Source organism: Erythrobacter sp., assembly GCF_030066995.1.
Classification (GTDB): domain Bacteria; phylum Pseudomonadota; class Alphaproteobacteria; order Sphingomonadales; family Sphingomonadaceae; genus Erythrobacter.
The window spans coordinates 375,564-398,340 of record NZ_JASJAP010000005.1 but is presented as its reverse complement, the minus strand read 5'-3'; the positions used below and the strand labels follow the sequence as shown (position 1 = coordinate 398,340).

Below are 22,777 nucleotides of genomic sequence, written 5' to 3'. Positions count from 1 at the left end.
TGTATGAAACCGTCATCGCAAAGCCGAGGATGCCCCTGCAATGACCCGCGTTAACGAAATGTTTACTCATAAAATCATGCGCTTGGCGGCGCTGCTGGCCGCTCTGGCGGTGGGCGTCGCGAGCCCTCCAGCCGTTCGCGCGCAGAATGTTGGCGAGACCACCCGGAGCGCGGCGCTGGCAACCCCGGACGCGCTCGCTGGGCGCGCCACATTCGCCGATCTGGTCACTCTGGCCGAGCGCAGCGGGCTTGTTGTGCGCGTGCAGATTCGCCGTCAGGTCACCCTCGAGCCCGAGCGCGCGCCTGGTTTGGATGCTGGCTTTGCCCGGCTGTATGTCGAGGCGGATACGCTCGCGCTGATCGCCGGCGGCTCGACCATCGGCGAATCGCTGGTCTATCTGGTCGATGTGCCGCTGACGCCCAAGGGCAAGGCGCCCAAGCTCAAGAATCGCGAAATGCTGCTCTTTGCCAATCTGAGCGGTCGGGGTCCGGGCGGCGCTGCGCAATTGCAATTGGCCGGACCGTCGGCCCAACTTGCCTACTCCCCGGCGCTCGAGCAGCGCATCCGTCCGATCCTGACCAGCCTGTTCGCCCCCGACAAACCGCCGGTCATCACCGGGATTCGCGACGCGCTTGCGGTGCCGGGATCGCTGGTGGGCGAATCCGAAACACAAATCTTCCTCGCAACGCAGGACCGCTCGCCGGCCTCGCTGACAGTGCTGCGGCGTCCCGGGCAGCCGCCGGCCTGGGGGGTCTCCTGGGGGGAGATCATCGATTCGTCCGCGCGCGCGCCCGAATTCGAGACCCTGCGCTGGTATCGCCTCGCCTGCGCGTTGCCCGAGAGCTTGCCGAGCAGCGCCAATCTCGCGCGCGATCCCGCCGCGCGCCAACTCGCGGCAAGCGACTACGCCTATGTGATCAACGCGCTCGGCCCCTGCGCGCGGGCCATCACCAGGGCCCCGGCGCGTTGAAACCGTCCCACCGACGCGTCCTGAGCGCTTGACCACGCATCCTGCCGGGTTAAGCGCGCAAGCGACACTTTACTCTGCACGCGCCTGAAGGACTTCGCCTCATGTCTGACCCCTCCCCCGCTTCCGGCGCCCTGCCGCCCTTGCGGATCGCCATTGCCGGACTGGGCACCGTCGGCGCGGGCGTGATCCGGCTGCTTGACACAAACCGGGAGTTGATCGCGGCGCGCGCCGGGCGCGCGATCGAGGTGAGCGCGGTCAGCGCGCGCGACCGGGCCAAGGATCGCGGCGTCAACCACGAGCGGTTTTCCTGGGAGGACGACATGACCGCGCTGGCAACGCGCGCGGATGTCGATGTGGTGCTGGAGTTGGTCGGCGGCTCGGATGGTCCCGCGCTGGCACTGTCGCGCGCCGCGCTGGACGCGGGCAAGGGCCTGGTGACCGCCAACAAGGCGATGATCGCGCATCACGGGCTCTCCCTCGCTGAGCAGGCCGAAGCAAAGGGCGCGCCGCTTAAGTTCGAAGCGGCGGTGGCGGGCGGCATCCCGGTGGTAAAGGGTCTGCGCGAAGGGACCAGCGCCAACGCGCTGACCAAGGTCTACGGCATCCTCAACGGCACCTGCAATTACATCCTTTCGGAGATGGAAGCGACGGGCGCGGACTTTGCCGAAGTGCTCGCCGACGCGCAGCGGCTGGGTTACGCCGAGGCCGATCCGACATTCGATATCGAGGGGATCGACGCCGCGCACAAGCTCGCCATCCTGGCCGCGATCGGCTTTGGCGCGCGGGTCGATTTCGCCAGCGTTCGTACCACCGGCATCGTCGCGGTGCGCGCGGCCGATATCGCGCAGGCCGACGCGTTGGGCTTTGTCATTCGCCTGATCGCCGAAGCCGATGTTCAGGAGGGCTCTCTCCTCCAGCGCGTGCGGCCCTGCCTTGTGGCCAAGGACCACCCCTTGAGCGGGGTCGATGGCCCGACCAACGCGGTGGTGGCCGAAGGCAATTTCTCGGGTCGCCTGCTGTTTCAGGGCGCGGGCGCGGGCGATGGGCCGACGGCGAGCGCGGTCGTCGCCGACCTGATCGATATCGCGCGCGTTTTCGAGAATGGCGGCGAAGTCGGCGCGCCGTTCTCCATGCCGGTCGCGCAGCTTGCCGCGCTTGGCCCAGCCGATCCCGCCAACCGCCTTGAGCGCGCCTATCTGCGCTTCACCGTCAACGATCGCCCCGGCGTTCTGGCGGAGATCACCGCGGCGATGCGCGATGCGGATGTCTCGATCGAGAGCCTGATTCAACAAGGACGCGGGAACGCGGATGGCGAGGTGCTGGTCGCCATGGTCACGCATGAAGGGCCCGAGCGCAGCGTCGCCAGGGCTCTGGAACTGCTCGAAGGATCCGAAAGCCTCACCGCCGCACCGCTCGTGCTGCCGATCCTGCCCGCGTAGATCGGTCGCAGCCTATTCGGTGTTGCGCGGTGGCAGGCCGTTGGCAACGCGATCCGCGTCGGAGCCCGGCGGCGGTTCGGGCAGGGCTTCCACATCGATGATGAGCGGCGCTTCGATTTCCTCGAAAAGGCCCACCGTGACGTTTGCCATGACCGCCGAGCCCCAGATGCGATATATCGGCGTTCCACCCGCGCCCGCGACGTTGGGATTCTTCGCCCCTTGCGTGCGCGCCGCGTGACGGCGTTCCCAATCCTGTTTGTCGAACCCCGATGACTCTGCATCGTCGCCGAGTTTGCGGCAAACGATGATCTCGCCTCGGATGCGCGCGGCGTCCTGTTCGGCGATGCACGCTTCGTAATCGACCCGGTCGCCTGCGGTGGGTTCGGGTGGCGGCGCAAGAATATCGATCACAAGGCGCCCTTCCTCGGGCTGCGCGATTGCGTCCTCGGTATCCGCTTCGTCTGCCTGTGGCGCGCTCGGCGCCTCCTGCGCGCTGAGCGAACAAGGGCCGGCCAGGCAAAAGCCAAGCGCAAGGGCGTTGGCGATCGCCCTCACCTCAATCCTCGTCCTCGCTGAAATCGGGCACGGGAGGCAGGCCCAGTTCGGCTTCCTGCAAAATGCGCTGCGCTTGCGGCGTCAGTTTCCCGTCCGATCCGCGCGGGTTGATGCCTTTGGCCTGCCAGTAGGCATCGCTCCCCACGGGCGGCGGCGGAAGCGCCTCGACGTCGATCAGGACCGCTGGCGGCGCGGGGCATGGCGGGATGAAGCAGCCCTTGATTTCGATGACCGGCGTAAGGCCGTAGGGCAGACCCGAACCGTCCACATTGGGGGGAGGCGGCGCGTTATGGAACTTGGTGCGCTCGGCGTAGTCTTTCAGCCATTGCGCGTAGCTTTCGGAGAAACGGTTCGAATCGCTCGTGGAAAGCTGTCGGCATACGACGATTTCGCCTGATATCTCGCCCGCCTCGATCGCTTCTTCGCATTCGCGCGCTGCAGCGGGGCTTGGGCCCACACGCGCCGCCCGAGCCGCCAGGACGTCGACAGCATCGGGCGCCTGCGCTTCCTCATCGCTGTCCTCGGGCGCGCCCTCGACCGGTTCGATATCGATCGGCACCCGCTCCTGCGCCTGAACGGGCGGGGCGAGCAGCGCGGCGGCCAGGACCGCCACACCGAGCAGTGCACCGGCAAGAGCGGGGGGAGCCTCGTGCCTCATCGGGTTCAGTTGCCCTTTCTTTCGAAACTGGGAGGGGGAAGGCCCAGGGCCTCGCGGCGTTTGCGGATTTCCTCTTCGGAGAGATCCTCGTCCTGGCCGAGCGGGGGAAGGCCGCGCGCGATTCGGTCCGCGTCCGAACCCGGCGGCGCGGAGGGCAGGGCCTCCACGTCGATGATCAGCGCGGGTGGCGGAACACCGCCAATCCCGATGCCGCGCCCGTTATCGGCAATGCCGAACAGGCCCGGCGCGCTGGGCGAGCCCTTGAACGCGGTCTCGCTGGCGTAGCGCTTTTGCGCCTCGCTGCGGCTGCCGCTGTATGAATTCTCGCCCTTTTCGCCCAGGCGGCGGCACACAACGATATCGCCGCTGATCTCGCCCGCGTCGGCGCGGTCCTCGCACTCGCGCGCTTTGGCTTCGTTGACTTCGCCGCGCGGCACCGTGACCGACAGATCGACGCGCAGCGGTTCCTCTTCGTCCTCGACTTCGTTTTGACCGCTGGATGGTGGAGCTTCGGCATCCGCGCCATCCGGCGGCGTCACCGGCGCGTCATTTTGCGCCGCCACTTGAGAGGCGGCGAGAGCGACGCTGGCCAAGGCGATACACACGAACGCGCGTGGCCTTCCCGGACCCGAGGCGCCTGCGCAAACCGAACTGGCTGTGCGCAAAATCGGTTCCGGATTGCTCGACAAGCGTGCCTCCTTGCGACTATTCGCGTCGCCCAGAACAACAGGCCTTACAAAAGACCATTCAAGGGATGAAACCACCATGAACAGCGCCACCCCTACCGATCTTCTCGCCGCAAAGGAACCTTCGGGTGAAAACGCGATCGACCGGGTTCTGGTGCTGGAGATGGTTCGCGTTACCGAAGCCGCCGCTGTGGCGGCCGGGCAACTGATCGGGCGCGGCGACGAAAAGGCCGCGGACGCCGCCGCCGTCGAAGCGATGCGACGCGCGTTTGACGGGCTCTACATGGATGGCACCGTGGTGATCGGCGAAGGCGAACGCGACGAGGCGCCGATGCTCTATATCGGGGAGAAAGTGGGCGGCGCGCCGGGCAAGGGACCCAAGATCGATATCGCCCTTGACCCGCTCGAAGGCACAACCATCACCGCCAAGGCCGGGCCGAACGCGCTGGCCGTGCTGGCGGCGGCGGAAGAGGGCGACCTGCTCAACGCGCCCGATGTCTACATGGACAAGCTGGCGGTGGGGCCGGGTCTGCCCGCCGGGGTGATCGATCTCGCCAAATCGCCGACCGAGAACGTCAAGGCCGTGGCCTCGGCCAAGGGACGCGAGCCCTCCGACATCAATGTCTGCGTGCTCGATCGCCCACGCCACGCCGACCTCATTGCCGAGCTGCGCGCGATTGGATGCGGCGTGCACCTGATCGGCGATGGCGATGTCGCCGGTGTGATCGCGGTGACCGATCAGGACACCGGGATCGACATGTATATGGGCCAGGGCGGCGCGCCCGAAGGCGTGCTCGCGGCGGCGGCCTTGCGCTGTGTCGGAGGCCAGTTCAACGGGCGCCTCGTGTTCCGCAACGAAGACGAACGCGCGCGTGCGAAGAAGTGGGGTATCGAGGATCTCGACAAGATCTACACGCTCACCGAGCTCGCCAAGGGAGACTGCATCTTCGCCGCGACCGGTGTCACATCGGGCTCGCTGCTCGAAGGCGTCAAGAAGCGCAAGAAGTCGACGGGCGCAACGATCATGACCACCGAGAGCGTCGTGATGCGCGCGTCGTCGGGCACTGTGCGCTGGATAAGAGGCGAACACCGGATCGAGCCGCACCGGGCGTGAGGCCGAGGCCGCCCGCGTGGAAGGCGGGAGTGACAGTCGGACCTAACTCTGCGTCTTCTCCTGCGCCCGGCGCGCGTTCTCGACCAGTTCGCCCATCGTCACCCGCGTGCCCGCCGCGCTCTGGCGGGCCAGATCCGCGCCGACCTGCTCGGCGGTGGCGGAGGCCTCGGCGAACAGGCGCCCGCCGACCGACACGACCAGCGGCTGATCCGGGAGCGACCAGCGCGATTGGCGCACCGTCTCGCGCAGCTTGGAAACCTTGTTCTGGCGCGGCAGCGCGTCGGAGAGCGCGATATCGACCGCGTCGGGCTGTTGCTCGTTTATCTGGTTGGTCAGCGCTTCGTTGCTGGTCGGGAAGGCCATCTCGACTCCCCAGCCCGCATCGGTGAACTGATCGGCGAGCAGCGAGGGCCCGAAAAGGTGCGGTTCGCCGGGCGCGCTGGCGAGCAGGATCGTGTAGCGGCTGTCGCGCAGATCGTCCGCGTCCTTGCTGTAGCGCACCGCGTGTCCGGCCATTTGCAGCATGCCAAGGCCCAGCGTCAGATCAAACTCGCTGCACTCATCCGCCAGCCACGCATCGCCCATCATCCGAGCCGCCGGTTCGAGCAGTTCGCGCACCAGCGCGTCGCCGCTCCAGCCCTTCTCGTTCAGCCGCGCGAACAGATCGTTGAGCTTGGGCTCGTCGGCTTCCAGCGCGTATTGCACGATCGCCGGCACGTGCTGCGCGAGCGGGTTCTTGCGGCGCAATTTCTCCAACAGCGACTTGGGCGCTTGATCGAGCTTGCGATAAAGCAGCAGATCCCAGTCGGAGAACAGTCGCCCCGAAACCAGGTGCTGCGTGAGCACTTCGATCTCCGCGTGCCGCTCATCCTGCCGGATCGAAGACCAGATCGTGTCGAGCCCGGTGGGCGGGCCTTCGAGGGTCTGGAGATAGCGCCCGTTTTCGTAAAGAAGCATCCCGGTGACGCCGTGGCGGTTATTGCGCGCCCGCGCCCGGGTGACGAGTTCGTCAAGGTCGGCGTCGGATGGTGGCGAAGCCGCGCGGCTTTGATAGGTGAGGCAACCGATCATTCCCGCGCCCGTCGGGCCGTTATCGTCGTGCAGCAGCATTCCCGTTCTCCCGCAACAGGATGAAGGCGCGCGGATGTAAACGGGCCGCAGCCCTCGATCCCTCCAGGGCCCACCGCAAGAACCCTTCTTGAGTGGAGCCTGCTTGTCCCGACCAGGCTTTGGATATTGTGGTCCCTCAAGCCGCCCGACTTCCCCGGCCCGATCCATGGCCAGGTGCCTGCCCGAAGCCAGCGCCTGCCGCGTTTCTTGGCGCAGCCGCTAACCAATGTCAGACCCGCAAGACGACCCTCTCTTGAGTTTCGGAATCGTGCGACTCCGGAAGGCCGAGACCTTTGTAATGTCGACTAGACAAGGCTTCGCGTCAAGTCGTTGATTCACAGGCTCTACGCTGCGTTTTCGTGATCGGCGGCGCGCGCGCCGAAGACGCTTGCTCATGTTCGGTTCATTGAAAAGCGCCATATTATCGCGCACTTCGCATCGAACTCTCTCGTTTTCATTCAGGAACAATCGTGCTGCGATCCTTTCTGGCCTTTGCCTCCCTTTTTTCGGCCTCGGCCCTGCTGGCGGAGACGCCGCCGGTCGCTGTTGCCGCACCGATGATCGAGCCGGCCATACAGGAGCGCCTCGCCGGTCTGGCCCAGCACGAGACCGAACTTGAGCGCGTGCGCGCCGATCTGGCGGAATGCCGCGAGGGGTGCACCACTCCCAGCGAGGCGGTTCTTCTGGCGTATCGCGCGGGCGTAGAGGGCGAGCGCCCGGGGCGCTTCCTGCTTGATATCCGCAGCGGCGGGCAGAGCCTGTTCGGCAATCTCGACCGGCTCTACTTCATCAATTCGCGCCAGGATTACGGCGAGTTCGGCACGCTCACCATCGCGTTTGAAGAAGATGTGCTCCAAGCCCTCCTGAGACGCGCGCGGGCCTGCGGTGGGGGTGAGATCGTCAACGGCGCGATCCAGGTGAAGGGCTGTCGGCGCGAGGGGCTGGCGGATGTGAACATGTTCACGATGATGCAGCGCCTCAACAATCGCCGCATTCTGGTGGAAGGCGATGTGCGCCTGCAATGGATCGACGCGCGCTTTGGCCTTCAAAGCCCGGTCAGCAACAGGCGCGGCGAGCACGAACGCGGCTATTTCCAGCCCTGGGTGTGGGTCTACGACGCCGACCAGATCAGCTTTGTCTATGAGGAATAGCGCCTTGGCGCGGCGCGGTTAGCTCGCCTCGGTCGTCTCGGTCAGCGCGTCCCATTCGTCCCACGCGCTCGCGCGCCGCGTCGGGGGTGAGAACGGCGTAGGCAAAGCTCTCGCGCCGCTCGAACCGGCCGGCCTTGTTCTCCATATCCTTGATCGCGTCCTGCACGGTTAGGTCCGCGCGCGGCGAAGTAAGCGCGTCACACACCTGGCGCGATCAGCGGCGTGTGGCCAACCGGATGACGACACGGATGGCGACAAAGATAGCGACAAGGATGACGACAAGGCCGCCTCCTCGGTTGCGTTTTTATGACTTGGGTTTACGCGGGGTCCAAGACCGCTCGCACCACGGGGAATCGCTTCGATGAAGATCATGTCCGGCAACTCGAACCTGCCGCTTGCCCGCGCGATTGCAGGCTATCTCGAAATCCCCTTGACCGATGCGAGCGTGCGCCGCTTTGCCGATGAAGAGGTGTTTGTCGAAATCCACGAAAACGTGCGCGGCGAGGATGTCTTTCTGGTCCAGCCCACGGGCTATCCCGCCAACGACAATCTGATGGAATTGCTGATCTGCATCGACGCGCTCAAACGCGCCTCGGCCAAGCGGATCACGGCGGTGGTGCCCTATTTCGGGTATGCGCGGCAGGATCGAAAGCCCGGGCCCCGCACGCCGATATCGGCCAAGCTGGTCGCGAACCTGATCACCGAGGCGGGGGCGGACCGGGTGCTGGCGGTGGACCTGCACGCAGGCCAGATCCAGGGTTTCTTCGATATCCCGACCGACAACCTTTACGCCGCCCCCACGATGGCGGCGGATATTCAGGCGCGCTACGGCGATCAGGACCTGATGGTCGTCTCGCCCGATGTCGGCGGGGTGGTGCGCGCGCGGGCGCTCGCCAAGCGGCTCGACAACGCGCCGCTTGCCATCGTCGACAAGCGCCGCGACCGTCCGGGCGAGAGCGAGGTCATGAACATTATCGGCGATGTTTCGGGCCGCCACTGCGTGCTGATCGACGACATCGTCGATTCGGGAGGCACGCTGTGCAACGCGGCCGACGCGCTGCTCGAAGGCGGGGCGAAATCGGTGGCCGCCTACATCACGCACGGCGTGCTCTCGGGCGGCGCGGTCGCGCGCATTGACGGCTCGCAATTGACCGAGCTGGTGATTTCGGATTCGATCCGCCCGACCGAGGCCGCGCTCGCCTCGCAGCGCATTCGCATCCTGACCATCGCGCCGCTGGTGGGCGAGGCGATCCGGCGGATTGCGGATGAAAGCAGCGTGAGTTCGCTGTTCGATTGATGGGAACGGGCGGCTCGCGTTCCGCATGAGCATGTTCGATCCCGAAGAGGTTCGCGAGATCCTTATCGGCGCGGCGCGTGCTCGCAACGCGCTTACCTATTCGCAGATACTGAACCTCCTCGGCTATCGCTTCACCCGGCCCAAGATGCGCGCGCTGTGCGCGGTGCTGGACGCGATCGACGAAGACGGGCGCGCGGCGGGCGAGCCGGGCCTCGCTGTGCTGGTCGTGCGCCAGTCGGACGGTTTGCCAGGGCAGGGCTGGTTCGTCGCCCGCTCGCATCTGGCTGACGAGCTTGCCGGACTATGGCCGCAGGCATGGGAGGGCCCCGAGGCAAAGGCCTATGTGGCCCTGCATCAACGCATCGCGTTCGATCACTGGAGCTCGCGTTAAGCATTTGCGTCATTGCGAGCGGCGAAGCCGCGCGGCAATCCAGAGCCTCTAGCGAAACTGCGCTGGATTGTTTCGCCTATGGCCGTCTACGACTCCACTTTGTTCGCAATGACGAATATGGGCCTTCCCATGACCCCCAAAGACATTGCATTCGCCAACCGCCTCGCCGACGCCGCGGGCGAGGTTATCCGCCCGAAATTTCGCGGCGACTGGGACGCAGAGACCAAGGCCGACAACACCGCTGTGACCGAAGCGGATCGCGGTGCCGAGGCGGTCATGCGCAAGATGATCGAGGAAGAGCGGCCCGAGGACGGCATCATCGGCGAGGAGTATGGCACCACCAACGAGAGCGCGGGGCGGCAATGGGTGCTCGATCCGATCGACGGCACGCAGAGCTTTGTCGCCGGGCGCCCGATCTTTGGCACGTTGATCGCGCTGATGCAGGATGGCTGGCCGGTGCTCGGTATCATCGATCAACCCATCCTGCGCGAACGCTGGGTCGGGCGCGTGGGAGAAGGCACGACGCTCAACGGAGAGCCGGTGCGCGCGCGTCCGTGCGCGGCGGTCGAGGGCATGAGCCTTGCCACCACCAGCCCGCATTGCTTCGATGCAGACCAGTCCGACGCCTGGCTCAACCTTGTCGTCAACGCCTATCCCAAGCGGCCTTTTCCGATCTATGGCGGCGATTGCTACAATTACGCGATGCTGGCGAGCGGCAATATCGACTGCGTGATGGAAGCCGGGCTGAAGATCCACGACTACGCCGCGCTTGTCCCGGTGGTCGAAGGCGCGGGCGGGGTGATGAGCGACTGGCAGGGCAATCCGCTTGACGCGGACAGCGACGGGACGGTGATCGCGCTGGGCGATCCGGCGCGGATCGAGGACGTGCTGGCGGCGATGGGGTCTTCGGAGTTGCCTGCGCATGTGCGCGAGGCGTCGCAGCCACAGACGACGATCCTGCCCAGTTCCGGCGGCTTCAAGTTTCCGCTTCCGGGCGAGGACTGACGCGCCTTTTTCGGAACCTCTTGGGGGGCCTTGTGTGTTGGGTGGCAAAAGGCCTTGTTTCTGAAGGCCCACACCTTCCAATCAGGATACCCCCATGCCCACCACCCGCAATCCGCTTATCCGCAACTGGACACCCGAAGCGCTCGACGATCTGTCGGGCAAGACCTTCCTCATCACCGGCGGCAATTCGGGGATCGGTTTCGAAGCCGCCAAGATCCTCGCCAGCCGCAACGCCGACGTCGTGATTGCCTGCCGCAACGAGGCCAAGGGCAAGGCCGCGCTCGCCAAGATCGTCAATCTGGGCGAAGGGCGCTGCGAACTGCTTGGCCTCGATCTCGCGGACGGCGCTTCGATCCGGGCCGCGGCGAAGGAGGCGGGCGAGCGGTTCGGCGCGATCTACGGCCTCATAAACAACGCCGGGGTCATGCAGACACCCAGGCAGAAGACCAAGGACGGCTTCGAGATGCAGCTGGGCACCAATCACCTCGGCCATTTCCTCTGGACCGCGCTGATGATCGGTCAGGTCGATGGGCGCGGCGGGCGCGTGGTGACGGTGTCGAGCATCGCGCACAAGTTCGGACGGATCGATTTCGACAATCTGATGATGGAGGCGGGTTACGATCCCAGCCGCTCCTACACCCGGTCCAAGCTCGCCAATCTGCTGTTCGCGCAGGAGCTGCACCGGCGGCTGGAGGCGGCGGGTTCGCGGATCAAGTCGATCGCGTGCCACCCCGGCTATTCGGACACCGCGCTGCAGTTCAAGGGACCAACCGGGCTCTTCAAGGCGCTGTACGCCGTGACGAACAAGGTGCTCGCGCAGCCCGCCAAGTTGGGCGCCTACCCCACCGCGCTGGCAGCGGCAGATGAGCGCGCGGTGTCGGGCGGCTATTACGGCCCCACCGGCCCCTTCGACGCGCGCGGCCCCGTGGGCGACGCGATCATCGATGATCGCGCGCGCAACGAAGTGACGGCGCGGCGGCTGTGGGAGATGAGCGAGGAGTTGGTAGGGGAGAAGCTGGCGGTTTGAAGGGCTCTTTGCATGATTCAAAAACGTGATAAGAAAACGGGAATTTTTTTATACGATGTATTGGTATGATAAAATTGTACGCATATTTTGATGTAACCTATGGCATTGAAACCAACCTACGCGATCCCTGATCTGCCTCCCCCCACAGTCACCGAATCGGCTCGCGTTCTCAAAGCTCTCAAGCGGGCGCACCGATATCTGGGAGAGTTGAAAGGTAAGGCCTCCTCGATCCCCAATCAGGGTATCCTGATCGACACGCTATCCTTGCAGGAGGCGAAGGCCAGCTCGGAAATCGAGAATATTGTCACAACGCAGGATGAGCTGTTTCAGTTCAATGCATTTCCGGACAGCCCAAATTCCCCTGCTGCAAAAGAAGTATCGCGCTATCGTGACGCGCTGCGCCATGGTTACGAACAGCAACTTGCCCTTGGTGGCCTGCTAACCAACAATCTGATTATCGCGATGTTTCGAATTTTGAAACGAAGTCAGGGCGGTTTTCGATCAACTCCAGGCACGGCTTTGCTCAACGAGGACACCGGTGAGCGGGTCTATATTCCACCGCAAGAAGCGCCGAAGATCAAAGTCTACATGGATCGGCTCGAGGCGTTCATTAACGCACCTCTTGAGAGTTGCGATCTGGATCCGCTTACACAGATGGCGATCATTCACCACCAATTTGAGAGCATTCATCCCTTTCCGGACGGAAACGGGCGCATTGGGCGGATCATAAATGTACTCTTTCTTACGCGCTGCGCACTTCTTGACATCCCTATCCTTTATCTTAGCCGCTACATCACGCAGAACAAACCTGAGTATTACCGTTTGTTGCAACATGTCCGCGAGACAGGTGAATGGGAGGGCTGGCTCCTTTACATGATCGAGGGGGTGGAAAGCACTGCTCAACAAACGCTCATGCTTGTTGAAGCGATCAGAAAGCAGATGGCCAGCCTCAAAAGAACCCTGAAAACGGATTTCAGGTTCTATTCGCAAGACTTGTTGAACAATATGTTTCGACACCCCTATACGCGTATCGAATACGTTCAGAATGAACTTGGCGTTTCAAGGCCGACAGCTGCCAAGTATCTGGATGAGCTTGCAGCAGCCGGAGTGCTGCGCAAGCATCGTTCAGGCCGCAATAATTACTATATCAATGAGCCCCTGGTTCAGCTGTTTCTCAGTGAGGATAGCCCTCGCTAGTTCTGAGCGTACTAGCCGCGCAATGCCCCAGCACCTCTTCTTCTACGGCGTCCTGCGCGAGGGTGTGGGAGACTGGCCCTTTCTTCAAGGCCTCGGCCTTGGCTTGCCGGCGACGACGACCGGCGCGCTCTACGCCATCCCCGCAGGCGACCAGTGGTACCCGGCGCTGATCCTCACGCAGGCGCGCTTCTCCACGATAGTTCACGGGACGATCCATGAGGCGGGTTCGGTCGATCTTGCCGCAATCGACGCCTTCGAAGGCGCAGACTACACCCGCCAACCCATCGAGGTGGATGGCTGGGACGGCTATGGCGACACTCTGGCGCAGGCCTATGTCTGGACCGCCGGACTGCCGGAGAACGCGGTCCCGATCCCGCATGGCGACTTTGTGCGCTGGCTGGAGGAGACGGGGAACACGCCCCTCTCCCAAGAGAGCGAACGATAAGGGCGGCTAGAGCCCGAACACCCGCGCCGCATTGCCCCCCAGGAACAGCGCCTGCGTCTCATCGTCAAGGCTCAGCGTCTCCAGGCCTTCCAGCGCCTTGCCCGGCGTAATCATCGGATAGTTCGTGCCGAACAGCACCTTGCTGCGCCCATGGGCGCGCATGTACTCGACCAGCTGGGGCGGGTAGCGGCTCACCGTGTAGGCGCTGGTGTCGATAAAGACGCGGCTATGCTTGGTTGCGACCGCGATGGCCTCGTCGGTCCACGGATAGCCGATATGCCCCGCGACGATGGTGAGTTCGGGGAAATCGAGCGCGACCTGATCAAGATAGATCGGGCGACCCACTTCGGAAGGCATAAGCGGCCCGGTGTGCCCGATCTGGGTGCAGAAGGGCACACCCAGTTCCGCGCACGCCGCGTAGACGGGGTAGAACAGCCGATCGGTCGGCGCGCGCTCGCACAGCCAGGGCAGCACGCGGATCGCCTTGAAGCCCAGTTCGGTAATGCAGCGTCTGATTTCGCGCACGGCCTCCATCGGCTTCGATATATCGACCGAGCCCACACCGATCAGGCGTTCGGGCGCCTGCGCAACAAAACCGGCGACCTCGTCATTGGCGATGAGGTCGCGGTGGGGCGCTTGCCAGGCGCTGATCAGCATGGTGTCGACACCCCCTTGGTCCATCGCCGCAATCGTGGCGGCAACCGGCAGCGCTTCGCTTGGCGCGGGGGTTTTGGTCCAGCGCCGCAGGGAATCAAACAAGGGTGACTGGCTGTGTCGCAAGGTGGGGTGCTGGCCCCATGCATCGATAATCATGCCAACAGGCTTGGCCGATGCGGTGGCGCTTCGCAAGCGTTGGAGGCGGTGCGGCGTTTTCCTACTCGCCCGCCCGCCGATAGGGTTGCGGGGTGATGGTCATGCGCTCCGGTCCCTTTGTGTTCTTCCCGGCTTTTGCGGTGCCCGGCGCGCGAGCGACACACCGATCGGGTGATCGCTCTGGTCGATCAAATCGCGCGCGTGTGATCGATTGGCTTTTCTCCCTTGGACAGTGTTCCATGTGTTCCAGGCGTTCTCCACGCGCGACGAACCGAGTGGGTGGTGCGGGGGCGCTCGCGCCGTTTGACACAGCCCGTGCGCGGCCTTCGCCCTTGCAACCGGCCGCCAGCGGCTCTAAGGGGCGCGCTTCACTGACACGAATCAACGGGTCCGCCTGGCCAACAGGGCTGCCAGGGCTGGCCAAACGTGTCTTCTGACAAAGGAGATGAAAATGCCCAAACTGAAGACCAAGAGCGGTGTGAAGAAGCGCTTCAAGATCACCGCCTCTGGCAAGGTCAAGCACGGTGTCGCGGGCAAGCGTCACCGCCTGATCAGCCACAACGCGAAGTATATCCGTCAAAACCGCGGCACCGACGTCATCAGCGACGCCGACGCGAGGACGATCAAGAAATGGGCGCCCTACGGGCTGGATTGATTTGAGCGGCTTTTAGCCGCGCAGGCCAGGCCACCCGCTCCCTCCACCCTTCCACCCGGATCGTAACCCGGTGTGATAATCCGGGTGGAAGGGTGGAGGGAGCGGGTGGCCTGGCTCCAAGGATCAGGCGGATGCCTGATCCGCACGAAACAAAAGGATATACAGACATGCCTCGCATCAAACGTGGTGTTACCACCCGCGCCAAGCACAAGCGCATCCTCGACCAGGCGAAAGGCTATCGCGGCCGTCGCAAGAACACGATCCGCGTTGCGCGCCAGGCCGTCGAAAAGGCCGGGCAGTATGCTTATCGCGACCGCAAGGTGAAGAAGCGCAACTTCCGCGCGCTCTGGATCCAGCGCATCAACGCAGCCGTGCGCGCCGAAGGCCTCACCTACTCGCAGTTCATGCACGGCGTGAAGCTGGCCGGCATTGAGCTCGACCGCAAGGTGATGGCCGATCTCGCCATGAACGAAGAAGCCGCGTTCAAGACCATCATTGCGCAGGCGAAGGACGCGCTTCCGGCGTAGGCTTTCCTACACGCTTTCAACTCGGCTAGAGCTTGGTTGAACGTCGGGAACGCAAAGAAAGGGCGGCCTCGCAAGAGGTCGCCTTTTCGCGTTCCGGGCCCGTTTGCCGGGGCGGCTCGAAGGGTGGTGAAAGCGCAACCATGGATTGGACAAGCGTGTGAGTGAGATGGCGCTCTCCACGACGAGAGAGACGACGGCGCGCCCGCGACTTGCTTTCCGGCCCGAAATCGAAGGCCTTCGCGCCGTCGCCATCGTACCGGTGCTGCTGGTCCACGCCAGTTTCACGCAGCTTCCCGGCGGGTTTGTCGGGGTCGACGTGTTCTTCGTCATCTCCGGCTATCTCATCACGCGCATCTTGTTGACCGAGACCGACGCGAGCGGCGCGGGCCTTGCCCGGTTCTACGCACGGCGCTTTGCGCGACTTGGCCCCGCAGTCTGGGTCATGATCGCGGCTGTGCTGGGCACCGGGCTGTGGCTGCTCTTGCCGAGCGACTGGCCACCGCTCTCGCACAGCGCGATCTGGGCCGCCGGGTTCCTTGCCAACATGTATTTCTGGCAGACCACCGACTACTTCGCGTACCACGACACCGCGCTGCTGCTGCACACCTGGTCGCTGGGCGTCGAGGAGCAGTTCTACCTATTCTATCCGCTGGTCCTGATCGGGCTCAAGCGCTGGGCGCCGGGACGTGAAGCCTTTGGGATCGGCGCGCTGTTCGCGCTGTCGCTGGTTTTGTGCCTTGCTCTTTCGCATTTCGCGCCGACTGGGGCCTTCTACCTGTTCCCGGCCCGCGCTTGGGAATTGGCGATCGGCGGCCTTATCGCGTGCGGTGTCGGTGTGCGGGTCGAGGCCGCCTGGCTGCGCTCGGCGCTGGCGCTGTCCGGGCTGGCGCTGATCGCGGCCTCCATGCTGTTGATCGGCGATATGGGCGCTTTTCCGGCGCCCGCCGCTTTGGTCCCGTGCATCGGGACCGCGCTCGTCATCGCTTACGGCGCACACGGCCCGGCGGGTTTTGCGCTGTCGCTCGCGCCTGTGCGCTGGATGGGGCGGATCTCCTATTCGACCTATCTGTGGCACTGGCCGATCATGGTGCTCTGGCGGCTGGAGTATGGCGTGCTGCTCGATCGGTGGAGCCGGGTGGGTCTGGTCGTCGCTTCGATCCTTGCGGGCGCGCTATCCTATTACGCGATTGAACGCAGGGGTCAGAGCGCGCTCTTGCGCCTGTCGCCGCGCGGGGTCTTGCGCACGGGGTTGGCAAGTGCGGCGGCGCTCATCGCGCTGGCGCTGGTCGCGGGTGCGCTCGCGCCAGTGCTCACGCAAAGCCAGCCGGCGCAAATGGCGTTTACGCTGGCCGAGCGCGCCGACGAACGCCGCCGCGAGCAGTTCCGATCAGGTATATGCTTTGGCAAAAAGATCGACTTCGAAACCTGCGTCACACCCTCGCAAGAGACCCGCGATCTTGTCCTCATGGGCAGCAGCTACGCTGCGATGCTGTGGAGTGCGCTCGACGAGGAAGCGGACGATTACACCGTCCATCAGGCGACGCTTCTGGACTGCAACCCGGTGGTCGGCCATGCGGGCGACAGCGCGTGCGAGCGGGCCTATGCGCGCGTGTTCGACATGGCGCGCAAGGGCAAAGTGGACGCCCTCGTGCTCGCCTCACGCTGGTACGCAAGCGACGCGCCGGCTGTGGGCGCCACGGTCAAGGCCATGCGTGAAATCGGCATACCGGTCGTCGTGATCGGACCGCCAGTCGAGTACGAGCAGAGCTTTCCGCGCATCCTTGCCATCGCCGAGCGGCGCGGGGATCGGGCGTATATCGCGCGCATGCGCCGCTCAAAGCGCGACGCGATCGATCCGGTTTTGCGCCGCGCGGTCGAGGGCGCGGGCGGGAGGTATGTCTCGCACCTGGACTGGGAGTGCCGAGGCGGACAAGCAGGCGATGGCTGCCGCCATATGGCCTCGGACGGTCTGCCGATCCACTACGACACCGGTCACATGACGCCCGCAGCGGCGCGCGATTTCGTGCGCGACGCGATGTTCGGGCGCGCAACAGAAAGGACCAGGTAGTGCCCGGCATTTGTAACGACTTGTAACAACTTGTAACAGAGTCCCAAAATTGGCAGAAGCGCGGTCATGGGGGAGTTTCAAGGCAGCTTCACACCGCCGAGAGGCGCGCGCGCGGGCGGGCGCTATACGGTGCGCAGCCAGTTCTTCACGCCGCCCGAGATTTTCGAGGGGTGTTTCACCACCTTCTACCACATGACGCTTGATGTGGCGGACGGCGGCGCGGTCACCGATTACCTCCAGCCCGAATGGGGCAATATCCGCTTCTTTGCGGGTAGCGCGCCCACCGCGCGGATCGGCGCTTCGCGCGTGAGTGGAGCGCGGTTCGGCGCGACGGGGCCGAGTTCGCTGCCCTGCCAGTTCGAGCTCGCAAGCGCGCGGATGTGGGGCATCGGGTTCCTGCCCCTGGGTTGGGCGCGGTTCGTGGACGCTCCCGCATACGACCTTGCCAACCTGGTGTGCGACGGCGCCGCGCACCCGGCCTTCGCCAAGTTCGACACGCTTACCCCGGTGCTCACCGATCCCGACGCGACGCAGGAGGAACAGCTGGCGCATTTGACCGAAACGCTGGGGGCGCTGATGCGGACATGCCGTGACGAGCCCAAGATACGCCGAGTTCACGAGTCCATCGTCAGCGGCGACCATGCGACCGTCGCCGATCTGGCGTCCGAGTGCGCGATGAGCGTGCGCACGCTGGAGCGTTTGTGCCGGCGCTATTTCGGTTTCACACCCAAACTCCTGATGCGACGCCAGCGCTTCATGCGCAGCCTGACGAGCTTCATGCTGCGCGATGCACGAAGCGCGCGCTCACACGCTGGGCTGGAAAAGAGGCCGGCGCGCCGCTGGACCGAAGCGATGGACGCAGAGTACCATGACCAGGCGCAGTTCACCCGCGAATTCCGCGAATTCATGACCATGCTGCCCAGCGACTACGCGGCGCTCGACCATCCCATTCTCGCCTCGTTCATGGAAGCGCGCGCGCGGATCTGGGGCAGCGCGGCGCAGACGCTCGATCCTCCTTGCAATGGTTGCGAAACCAACCCGGTCGACTAACGCCCTACCGTATCGGCTTCATCGTGACCGCCAACGCCGCCAACGCCATTACAATCCGCTTTGCGCTGCCCTGCGAGGCGCTGCGGCCCTATGTAACGACCTACTATCTCACGCAGGCGCAGACATCGAAGAGCGATCCCTTGATTGAGGACTATCTTCACCCAGAATGGGCCAATCTGCGCTCTATCAGCGAAGGCTGGGCAAGCGCGGCGATAGGTGGTGGGCCGCTCGAGCCGAGCCCGGCCTTCGCGGTGACAGGTCCGACCAGCCAGGCCACACGTTTCCGGATCGGTGATCGCCAGACACAAGTCGCGGGCGGCAGCTGGGGCATCGGTCTTCTGCCGCTGGGATGGGCCAAGCTCACCGGAGCGAGCGCGCATGCCTACGCCGACCGAGTGGCTGACGGAAACGCCGATCCCGCCTTTGACCAGCTGCGAGCGCTTGGCCCCGAGCTGGCGAAGCGCTTTAACGGCGAACCGCGCGACTTTGCACAGGACATCGCGCTGATTGACGAGCATCTGACACGCCTTCTTGATCGCCCCATTTCAGGCGCCGAAGCGATCGCTGCGGTCAACGCCGCGCTCGTCGATCCCGACGTGGCCAGCGCGGCGCAGCTTGCTGACGCGGTCGGCATGACACTGCGCTCGCTGGAGCGTTTGTCGCGGCGCGCCTTTGGCTTTCCCCCCAAGCTGTTGCTCCGGCGTCAGCGGTTCTTGCGCTGCCTTTCGCAATTCATGCTCGATCCATCTTTGAAATGGCTGAATACTCTCGACACCCAGTATCACGACCAGGCGCATTTCGTTCGTGACTTCAAGCGTTTCATGGGCATGACGCCGCGCCAATACGCCAAGCTCGACAAACCGTTGCTGATCGCCGCCGCACAGGCGCGCATGGCGATTGCCGGCGAAGCGGTGCAGGGCTTGCACGACCCCCAGGGGTAGGGCGCAAGCCAACCTATCGCGTCTGCGCGCCGAGACCCTTTGCAAGTCCGCCGGAATGGCGCTAGCGGCGGCTGCGACATGACTGATTTGACATCCGACAAACAGGCCGCGCTGGATGCGATTGCCGCTGCGTCAGGTCTTGACGCGCTCGAAGAGCAGCGTGTGGCGGCGCTGGGCAAGAAAGGCTGGGTGAGCCTCGCTCTCAAGACGCTGGGGCAGATGAGCCCAGAAGAGCGCACCCAAGCCGCGCCCGCAATACAGGCGGTGCGCGCTGAAATTGCCGAGGCGATCGAAGCCAAGAAGAGCGCTCTGGAGGCCGAAGCTCTTGAGGTGCGGCTGGCCGCCGAAACGCTCGATCTTACCCTTCCCGCGCCCGAGGCTCCGCAGGGATCGGTCCATCCGGTCAGCCAGGTGATGGACGAGCTCGCGGAGATCTTCGCCGATCTGGGCTTTGCGGTCGCGACCGGTCCGGAGATCGAGGACGACTGGCACAATTTCACCGCGCTCAATATGGACGAAACGCACCCGGCGCGCGCCATGCACGACACATTCTACTTCCCGGATTTCGTGGCGGTCGATCCGGCCTCAAGTAGCGGAGAGGTAGGCCAACAAGAACGCCAGATGTTGCTGCGCACGCACACCAGCCCGGTGCAGATCCGCACCAAGAGGGATGTGTCGGCCAAAAGCAAAGGCGGCGCGCCGATCCGCATAATCGCACCGGGCCGCGTGTACCGCAGCGACAGCGACGCGACCCACACGCCGATGTTCCACCAGGTCGAAGGCCTTGTGGTCGATCGCGACATCCATCTGGGTCACCTCAAATGGACGCTGGAGACCTTCTTCAAGGCGTTCTTTGAGCGCGAGGATATCGTGCTGCGTTTGCGCCCGTCCTACTTCCCCTTCACCGAACCGTCGGTCGAAGTCGATGTCGGCTATTCCAACGAGGGCGCCGGAAAAGAAGGCGGGCGCCGCGTGGTTGGCGGGCACGGCGATGACGAGGGCCACGACTGGATGGAACTGGGCGGCAGCGGCATGGTCAACGCCCGCGTCCTGCGCTCGGCCGGGTTCGACCCCGAGCAGTGGCAGGGCTTTGCCTTTGGCCTCGGGATCGACCGGATCGCGATGCTCAAATACGGCATGAACGACCTGCGCGCCTTCTTCGACGGCGATCCGCGCTGGCTGTCGCATTACGGCTTCTCACCGTTCGACCAGCCGACGCTGTCCGCCGGGGTGGGAGCGCAGCGATGAAGTTCTCCGTCACCTGGCTCAAGGACCATCTCGAAACCGACGCGAGTCTATCCGAAATCACCGAGGCGCTGAACGCCATCGGGCTCGAGGTGGAAGGCGTCGAAGACCCGGCCGAAACGCTCAAGGGCTTTCAGGTCGCGCATGTCCTCTCAGCCGAGAAGCATCCCGACGCGGACAAGCTGCAAGTGCTCAAGGTCGACACGGGCGATGGCGAGCCTGTGCAGGTCGTGTGCGGCGCGCCCAACGCGCGCGCGGGGATGAAGGGCGTGCTGGGACTGCCAGGAGCGGTGGTGCCCTCCAACGGCATGGAGCTACGCAAGGCCGCCATTCGCGGGGTCGAATCGACCGGCATGATGTGCTCGGCTCGCGAGCTTGAACTGGGTGATGACCACGATGGGATCATCGAGCTGCCAGAGGAGGCGAGCGTAGGCCATTCCTTCGCCGATTATCAGGGCTCATCCCCCATCATCGACGTCGCGATTACGCCCAACCGGCCCGATTGCATGGGCGTTTACGGCATTGCACGCGATCTCGCGGCGGCGGGTCTGGGCACCTTGAAGCCCATCGCATTCACCAGGTTCGAAGCCTCGGGCGCGTGTCCGGTCGAAATCCGCACCGATGATCCCGAAGGCTGTCCGGCTTTCTATGGGCGCGTCATAAAGGGCGTTACAAACGGCCCCTCGCCCGATTGGCTACAACAGCGCCTGAATAGCGCCGGGCAGCGCCCGATCTCGCTGCTGGTCGATCTCACCAACTATCTGATGCTGGCCTTCGGCCGCCCGGCGCATGTGTACGATCTCGCCAAGCTGTCGGGAGCGTTGGTAGCGCGGCGCGCGAAGCCCGGCGAGCAGGTTCTGGCGCTCAATGAGAAGACCTACACGCTCGATGAAAGCATGGTGGTGATTGCGGACGACGAACAGGTCCACGATATCGCCGGGATCATGGGCGGCGAGGATTCGGGCGTGTCCGACGAGACCGCCGACGTGCTGCTAGAGATCGCTTATTTCGATCCGGCGCGCATTGGTGTGACGGGCCGCAAGCTGGGCCTTGCTTCCGACGCGCGCACGCGGTTCGAGCGCGGGGTGGACCCGGCCTTCTTGCAAGACGGGCTCGATCTTCTCACCGGCCTGGTTGTCGAGCTGGCGGGTGGAACCCCGAGCGACGACGTCCACGCGGGCGCGCCGCCACACGAGCCGATGGTCGTGAAGTTTGATACGGCGATGACCGCGCGTCTGGGCGGTGTCGACGTTCCGGCGGGCGAGCAACTTCGTATTCTGGAAAGCCTGGAATTTGCGGTTAGTGAAGACTGGCAGGTCACCTGCCCGCTGCGCCGCCACGATATCGAAGGCCCGGCCGACCTCGTCGAAGAGGTCGTGCGCATTCACGGCTTGGACAAGGTGCAAAGCGTAGCCCTGCCGCGCGCCGAAGGCGTTGCCCGCCCGACCGCCACGCCGGCCCAAGTCATGGAACGCAGGCTTCGCCGCGCCGCCGCCGCTAGCGGTTTCCATGAAGCGATCACCTGGTCCTTCCTGCCCGAGGCCGAAGCGCAACGCTTTGCGCCCGAAGGCGCGACGCTTTGGGCGCTCGACAATCCGATCAGCGAGGACATGAAGGTCATGCGCCCTTCGCTCCTGCCCGGTCTGTTGATGGCGGCCAGGCGCAACACGGATCGCGGCGCGACGAGCACGCGCGTGTTCGAGCTTGGGCGGCGCTACTTCCGCGCGGGCGACGGCCTGTCCGATGAGCGGGCGACCCTTGGCATTGTGCTAGCGGGTGAAAAGACGCCGCGCGGTTGGGCGAGTGGGAAAGCGGTCAGCTTCAATGCCTATGACGCCAAGGCGGCCGCTCTCTCGCTGCTTGCCGCGGCGGGCGCTCCTGTACCCAATTTGATGGTGATGGAGCCCGTGGCCGAAGGATCGGGCAGGCAGTTCCATCCCGGGCAGGCAGCCACCTTGCGCCTTGGCCCCAAGAAGGTGCTGGCGCGCTTCGGTATGCTGCATCCGGAAACCCTGAAGGCGTTCGATCTCGATGGCCCGGTTGCGGCGGTCGAAATCTTCCTTGATCAGATCCCGCAGAAAAAGGGCAGCGCCGGTTTCGCCCGCGCGCCCTTCACGCCGCCCACCCTGCAGGCGGTGACGCGCGACTTTGCCTTTCTGGTCGATAAGGATGCTCCGGCCTCCGATCTCGCACGCGCGGTCCGATCTGTCCTCAAGGACCAGATCACGAACGCGCGCATCTTCGATGTCTTCACCGGCGAAGGCGTGCCCGAAGGCAAGAAATCGCTTGCGATCGAAGTTACGCTCCAGCCGCAGGACAAGAGCTATAAGGACAACGATCTTAAAGCGATTGCTGATACGGTTGTGGCGGCAGCGGCGAAGGTAGGGGCGGTGCTCAGGAGCTGAGGGCCTAACCCGTTCGCCCCGAGCTTGT

At 64.6% G+C, this 22,777-nt stretch carries 22 protein-coding genes; 17 read left to right on the top strand and 5 right to left on the bottom strand.

Going from position 1 to position 22,777, the window contains the following annotated elements:
- The first annotated feature begins 58 nt into the window (after positions 1 to 58).
- Both QNI87_RS13545 and QNI87_RS13540 read left to right on the top strand, forming a co-directional pair.
- The gene (locus QNI87_RS13545; RefSeq protein ID WP_300597378.1) at positions 59 to 970 is read left to right on the top strand and encodes a hypothetical protein; all 912 of its coding nucleotides are present in this window, start codon (positions 59 to 61) and stop codon (positions 968 to 970) included.
- 101 nt (positions 971 to 1,071) lie between these two features.
- Positions 1,072 to 2,409 carry a homoserine dehydrogenase gene (locus tag QNI87_RS13540; protein WP_300597376.1) on the top strand — a complete coding sequence of 446 codons (1,338 nt, stop codon included), beginning with the start codon at positions 1,072 to 1,074 and terminating at the stop codon, positions 2,407 to 2,409.
- A gap of 12 nt (positions 2,410 to 2,421) precedes the next feature.
- On the opposite strand, the gene QNI87_RS13535 is transcribed toward QNI87_RS13540, so the two are convergent.
- Genes QNI87_RS13535 through QNI87_RS13525 form a run of 3 tightly spaced genes read right to left on the bottom strand, consistent with a single transcriptional unit; the run spans position 2,422 to position 4,227 of the window.
- Positions 2,422 to 2,964 (bottom strand): hypothetical protein, encoded by a 543-nt coding sequence (locus QNI87_RS13535; RefSeq protein WP_300597374.1) that lies wholly within the window; start codon positions 2,962 to 2,964, stop codon positions 2,422 to 2,424.
- Between the two features lies 1 nt (position 2,965).
- The gene (locus QNI87_RS13530; protein ID WP_300597372.1) at positions 2,966 to 3,622 is read right to left on the bottom strand and encodes a hypothetical protein; all 657 of its coding nucleotides are present in this window, start codon (positions 3,620 to 3,622) and stop codon (positions 2,966 to 2,968) included.
- Positions 3,623 to 3,627: 5 nt separating this feature from the next.
- Positions 3,628 to 4,227 (bottom strand): hypothetical protein, encoded by a 600-nt coding sequence (locus tag QNI87_RS13525; protein WP_300597370.1) that lies wholly within the window; start codon positions 4,225 to 4,227, stop codon positions 3,628 to 3,630.
- A 160-nt stretch (positions 4,228 to 4,387) separates the two neighbouring features.
- Here QNI87_RS13525 and glpX point away from each other — a divergent pair, with 160 nt between their 5' ends.
- Positions 4,388 to 5,422 (top strand): class II fructose-bisphosphatase, encoded by a 1,035-nt coding sequence (glpX, locus tag QNI87_RS13520; protein ID WP_300597368.1) that lies wholly within the window; start codon positions 4,388 to 4,390, stop codon positions 5,420 to 5,422.
- Between the two features lie 42 nt (positions 5,423 to 5,464).
- Here the strand turns inward: glpX and QNI87_RS13515 are convergent, their stop codons facing one another.
- Entirely contained in the window at positions 5,465 to 6,532 is a 1,068-nt protein-coding gene (locus tag QNI87_RS13515; protein WP_300597366.1) for a BLUF domain-containing protein, read from the bottom strand.
- Positions 6,533 to 7,002: 470 nt separating this feature from the next.
- Between QNI87_RS13515 and QNI87_RS13510 the strand changes: the two genes are divergently transcribed.
- The 7 genes from QNI87_RS13510 to QNI87_RS13480 all read left to right on the top strand — a co-directional run bounded on the left by QNI87_RS13510 (position 7,003) and on the right by QNI87_RS13480 (position 13,045).
- Positions 7,003 to 7,683, top strand: a complete 681-nt coding sequence (locus tag QNI87_RS13510; protein ID WP_300597364.1) for a hypothetical protein — start codon at positions 7,003 to 7,005, stop codon at positions 7,681 to 7,683.
- A gap of 361 nt (positions 7,684 to 8,044) precedes the next feature.
- Positions 8,045 to 8,980 carry a ribose-phosphate pyrophosphokinase gene (locus QNI87_RS13505; protein ID WP_300597362.1) on the top strand — a complete coding sequence of 312 codons (936 nt, stop codon included), beginning with the start codon at positions 8,045 to 8,047 and terminating at the stop codon, positions 8,978 to 8,980.
- Positions 8,981 to 9,005: 25 nt separating this feature from the next.
- Positions 9,006 to 9,371, top strand: a complete 366-nt coding sequence (locus QNI87_RS13500; protein WP_366146190.1) for a ribose-phosphate pyrophosphokinase — start codon at positions 9,006 to 9,008, stop codon at positions 9,369 to 9,371.
- A gap of 129 nt (positions 9,372 to 9,500) precedes the next feature.
- Entirely contained in the window at positions 9,501 to 10,376 is an 876-nt protein-coding gene (locus tag QNI87_RS13495; protein WP_300597360.1) for an inositol monophosphatase family protein, read from the top strand.
- Between the two features lie 94 nt (positions 10,377 to 10,470).
- Positions 10,471 to 11,403 carry an oxidoreductase gene (locus QNI87_RS13490; RefSeq protein ID WP_300597358.1) on the top strand — a complete coding sequence of 311 codons (933 nt, stop codon included), beginning with the start codon at positions 10,471 to 10,473 and terminating at the stop codon, positions 11,401 to 11,403.
- 99 nt (positions 11,404 to 11,502) lie between these two features.
- A complete protein-coding gene (locus tag QNI87_RS13485; protein WP_300597356.1) occupies positions 11,503 to 12,600 on the top strand; it encodes a Fic family protein in 1,098 nt (365 codons plus the stop codon).
- A 22-nt stretch (positions 12,601 to 12,622) separates the two neighbouring features.
- Complete coding sequence (locus QNI87_RS13480) at positions 12,623 to 13,045, top strand: gamma-glutamylcyclotransferase family protein (RefSeq protein ID WP_300597354.1); 423 nt, start codon at positions 12,623 to 12,625, stop codon at positions 13,043 to 13,045.
- Between the two features lie 6 nt (positions 13,046 to 13,051).
- On the opposite strand, the gene QNI87_RS13475 is transcribed toward QNI87_RS13480, so the two are convergent.
- Positions 13,052 to 13,858 (bottom strand): amidohydrolase family protein, encoded by an 807-nt coding sequence (locus QNI87_RS13475; protein WP_300597352.1) that lies wholly within the window; start codon positions 13,856 to 13,858, stop codon positions 13,052 to 13,054.
- 451 nt (positions 13,859 to 14,309) lie between these two features.
- On the opposite strand from QNI87_RS13475, the gene rpmI reads away from it, so the two are divergent.
- The 7 genes from rpmI to pheT all read left to right on the top strand — a co-directional run bounded on the left by rpmI (position 14,310) and on the right by pheT (position 22,749).
- The gene (gene rpmI, locus QNI87_RS13470; protein WP_300597350.1) at positions 14,310 to 14,513 is read left to right on the top strand and encodes a 50S ribosomal protein L35; all 204 of its coding nucleotides are present in this window, start codon (positions 14,310 to 14,312) and stop codon (positions 14,511 to 14,513) included.
- 167 nt (positions 14,514 to 14,680) lie between these two features.
- Positions 14,681 to 15,040, top strand: coding sequence for a 50S ribosomal protein L20 (gene rplT, locus QNI87_RS13465; protein WP_300597348.1), 360 nt, complete (start codon positions 14,681 to 14,683; stop codon positions 15,038 to 15,040).
- A 166-nt stretch (positions 15,041 to 15,206) separates the two neighbouring features.
- Positions 15,207 to 17,108 (top strand): acyltransferase family protein, encoded by a 1,902-nt coding sequence (locus tag QNI87_RS13460; protein WP_300597346.1) that lies wholly within the window; start codon positions 15,207 to 15,209, stop codon positions 17,106 to 17,108.
- 66 nt (positions 17,109 to 17,174) lie between these two features.
- Positions 17,175 to 18,158 (top strand): AraC family transcriptional regulator, encoded by a 984-nt coding sequence (locus QNI87_RS13455; protein WP_300597344.1) that lies wholly within the window; start codon positions 17,175 to 17,177, stop codon positions 18,156 to 18,158.
- Positions 18,125 to 19,099, top strand: coding sequence for a helix-turn-helix domain-containing protein (locus QNI87_RS13450; RefSeq protein ID WP_300597342.1), 975 nt, complete (start codon positions 18,125 to 18,127; stop codon positions 19,097 to 19,099). Before QNI87_RS13455 ends, QNI87_RS13450 begins: the two co-directional genes overlap by 34 nt.
- A gap of 78 nt (positions 19,100 to 19,177) precedes the next feature.
- A complete protein-coding gene (gene pheS / locus QNI87_RS13445) occupies positions 19,178 to 20,347 on the top strand; it encodes a phenylalanine--tRNA ligase subunit alpha (RefSeq protein ID WP_300597340.1) in 1,170 nt (389 codons plus the stop codon).
- On the top strand, positions 20,344 to 22,749 hold the full coding sequence (gene pheT / locus QNI87_RS13440; protein WP_300597337.1) for a phenylalanine--tRNA ligase subunit beta: 2,406 nt from the start codon (positions 20,344 to 20,346) through the stop codon (positions 22,747 to 22,749). The genes pheS and pheT overlap by 4 nt, the downstream gene beginning before the upstream one ends.
- Positions 22,750 to 22,777 lie beyond the last annotated feature (28 nt).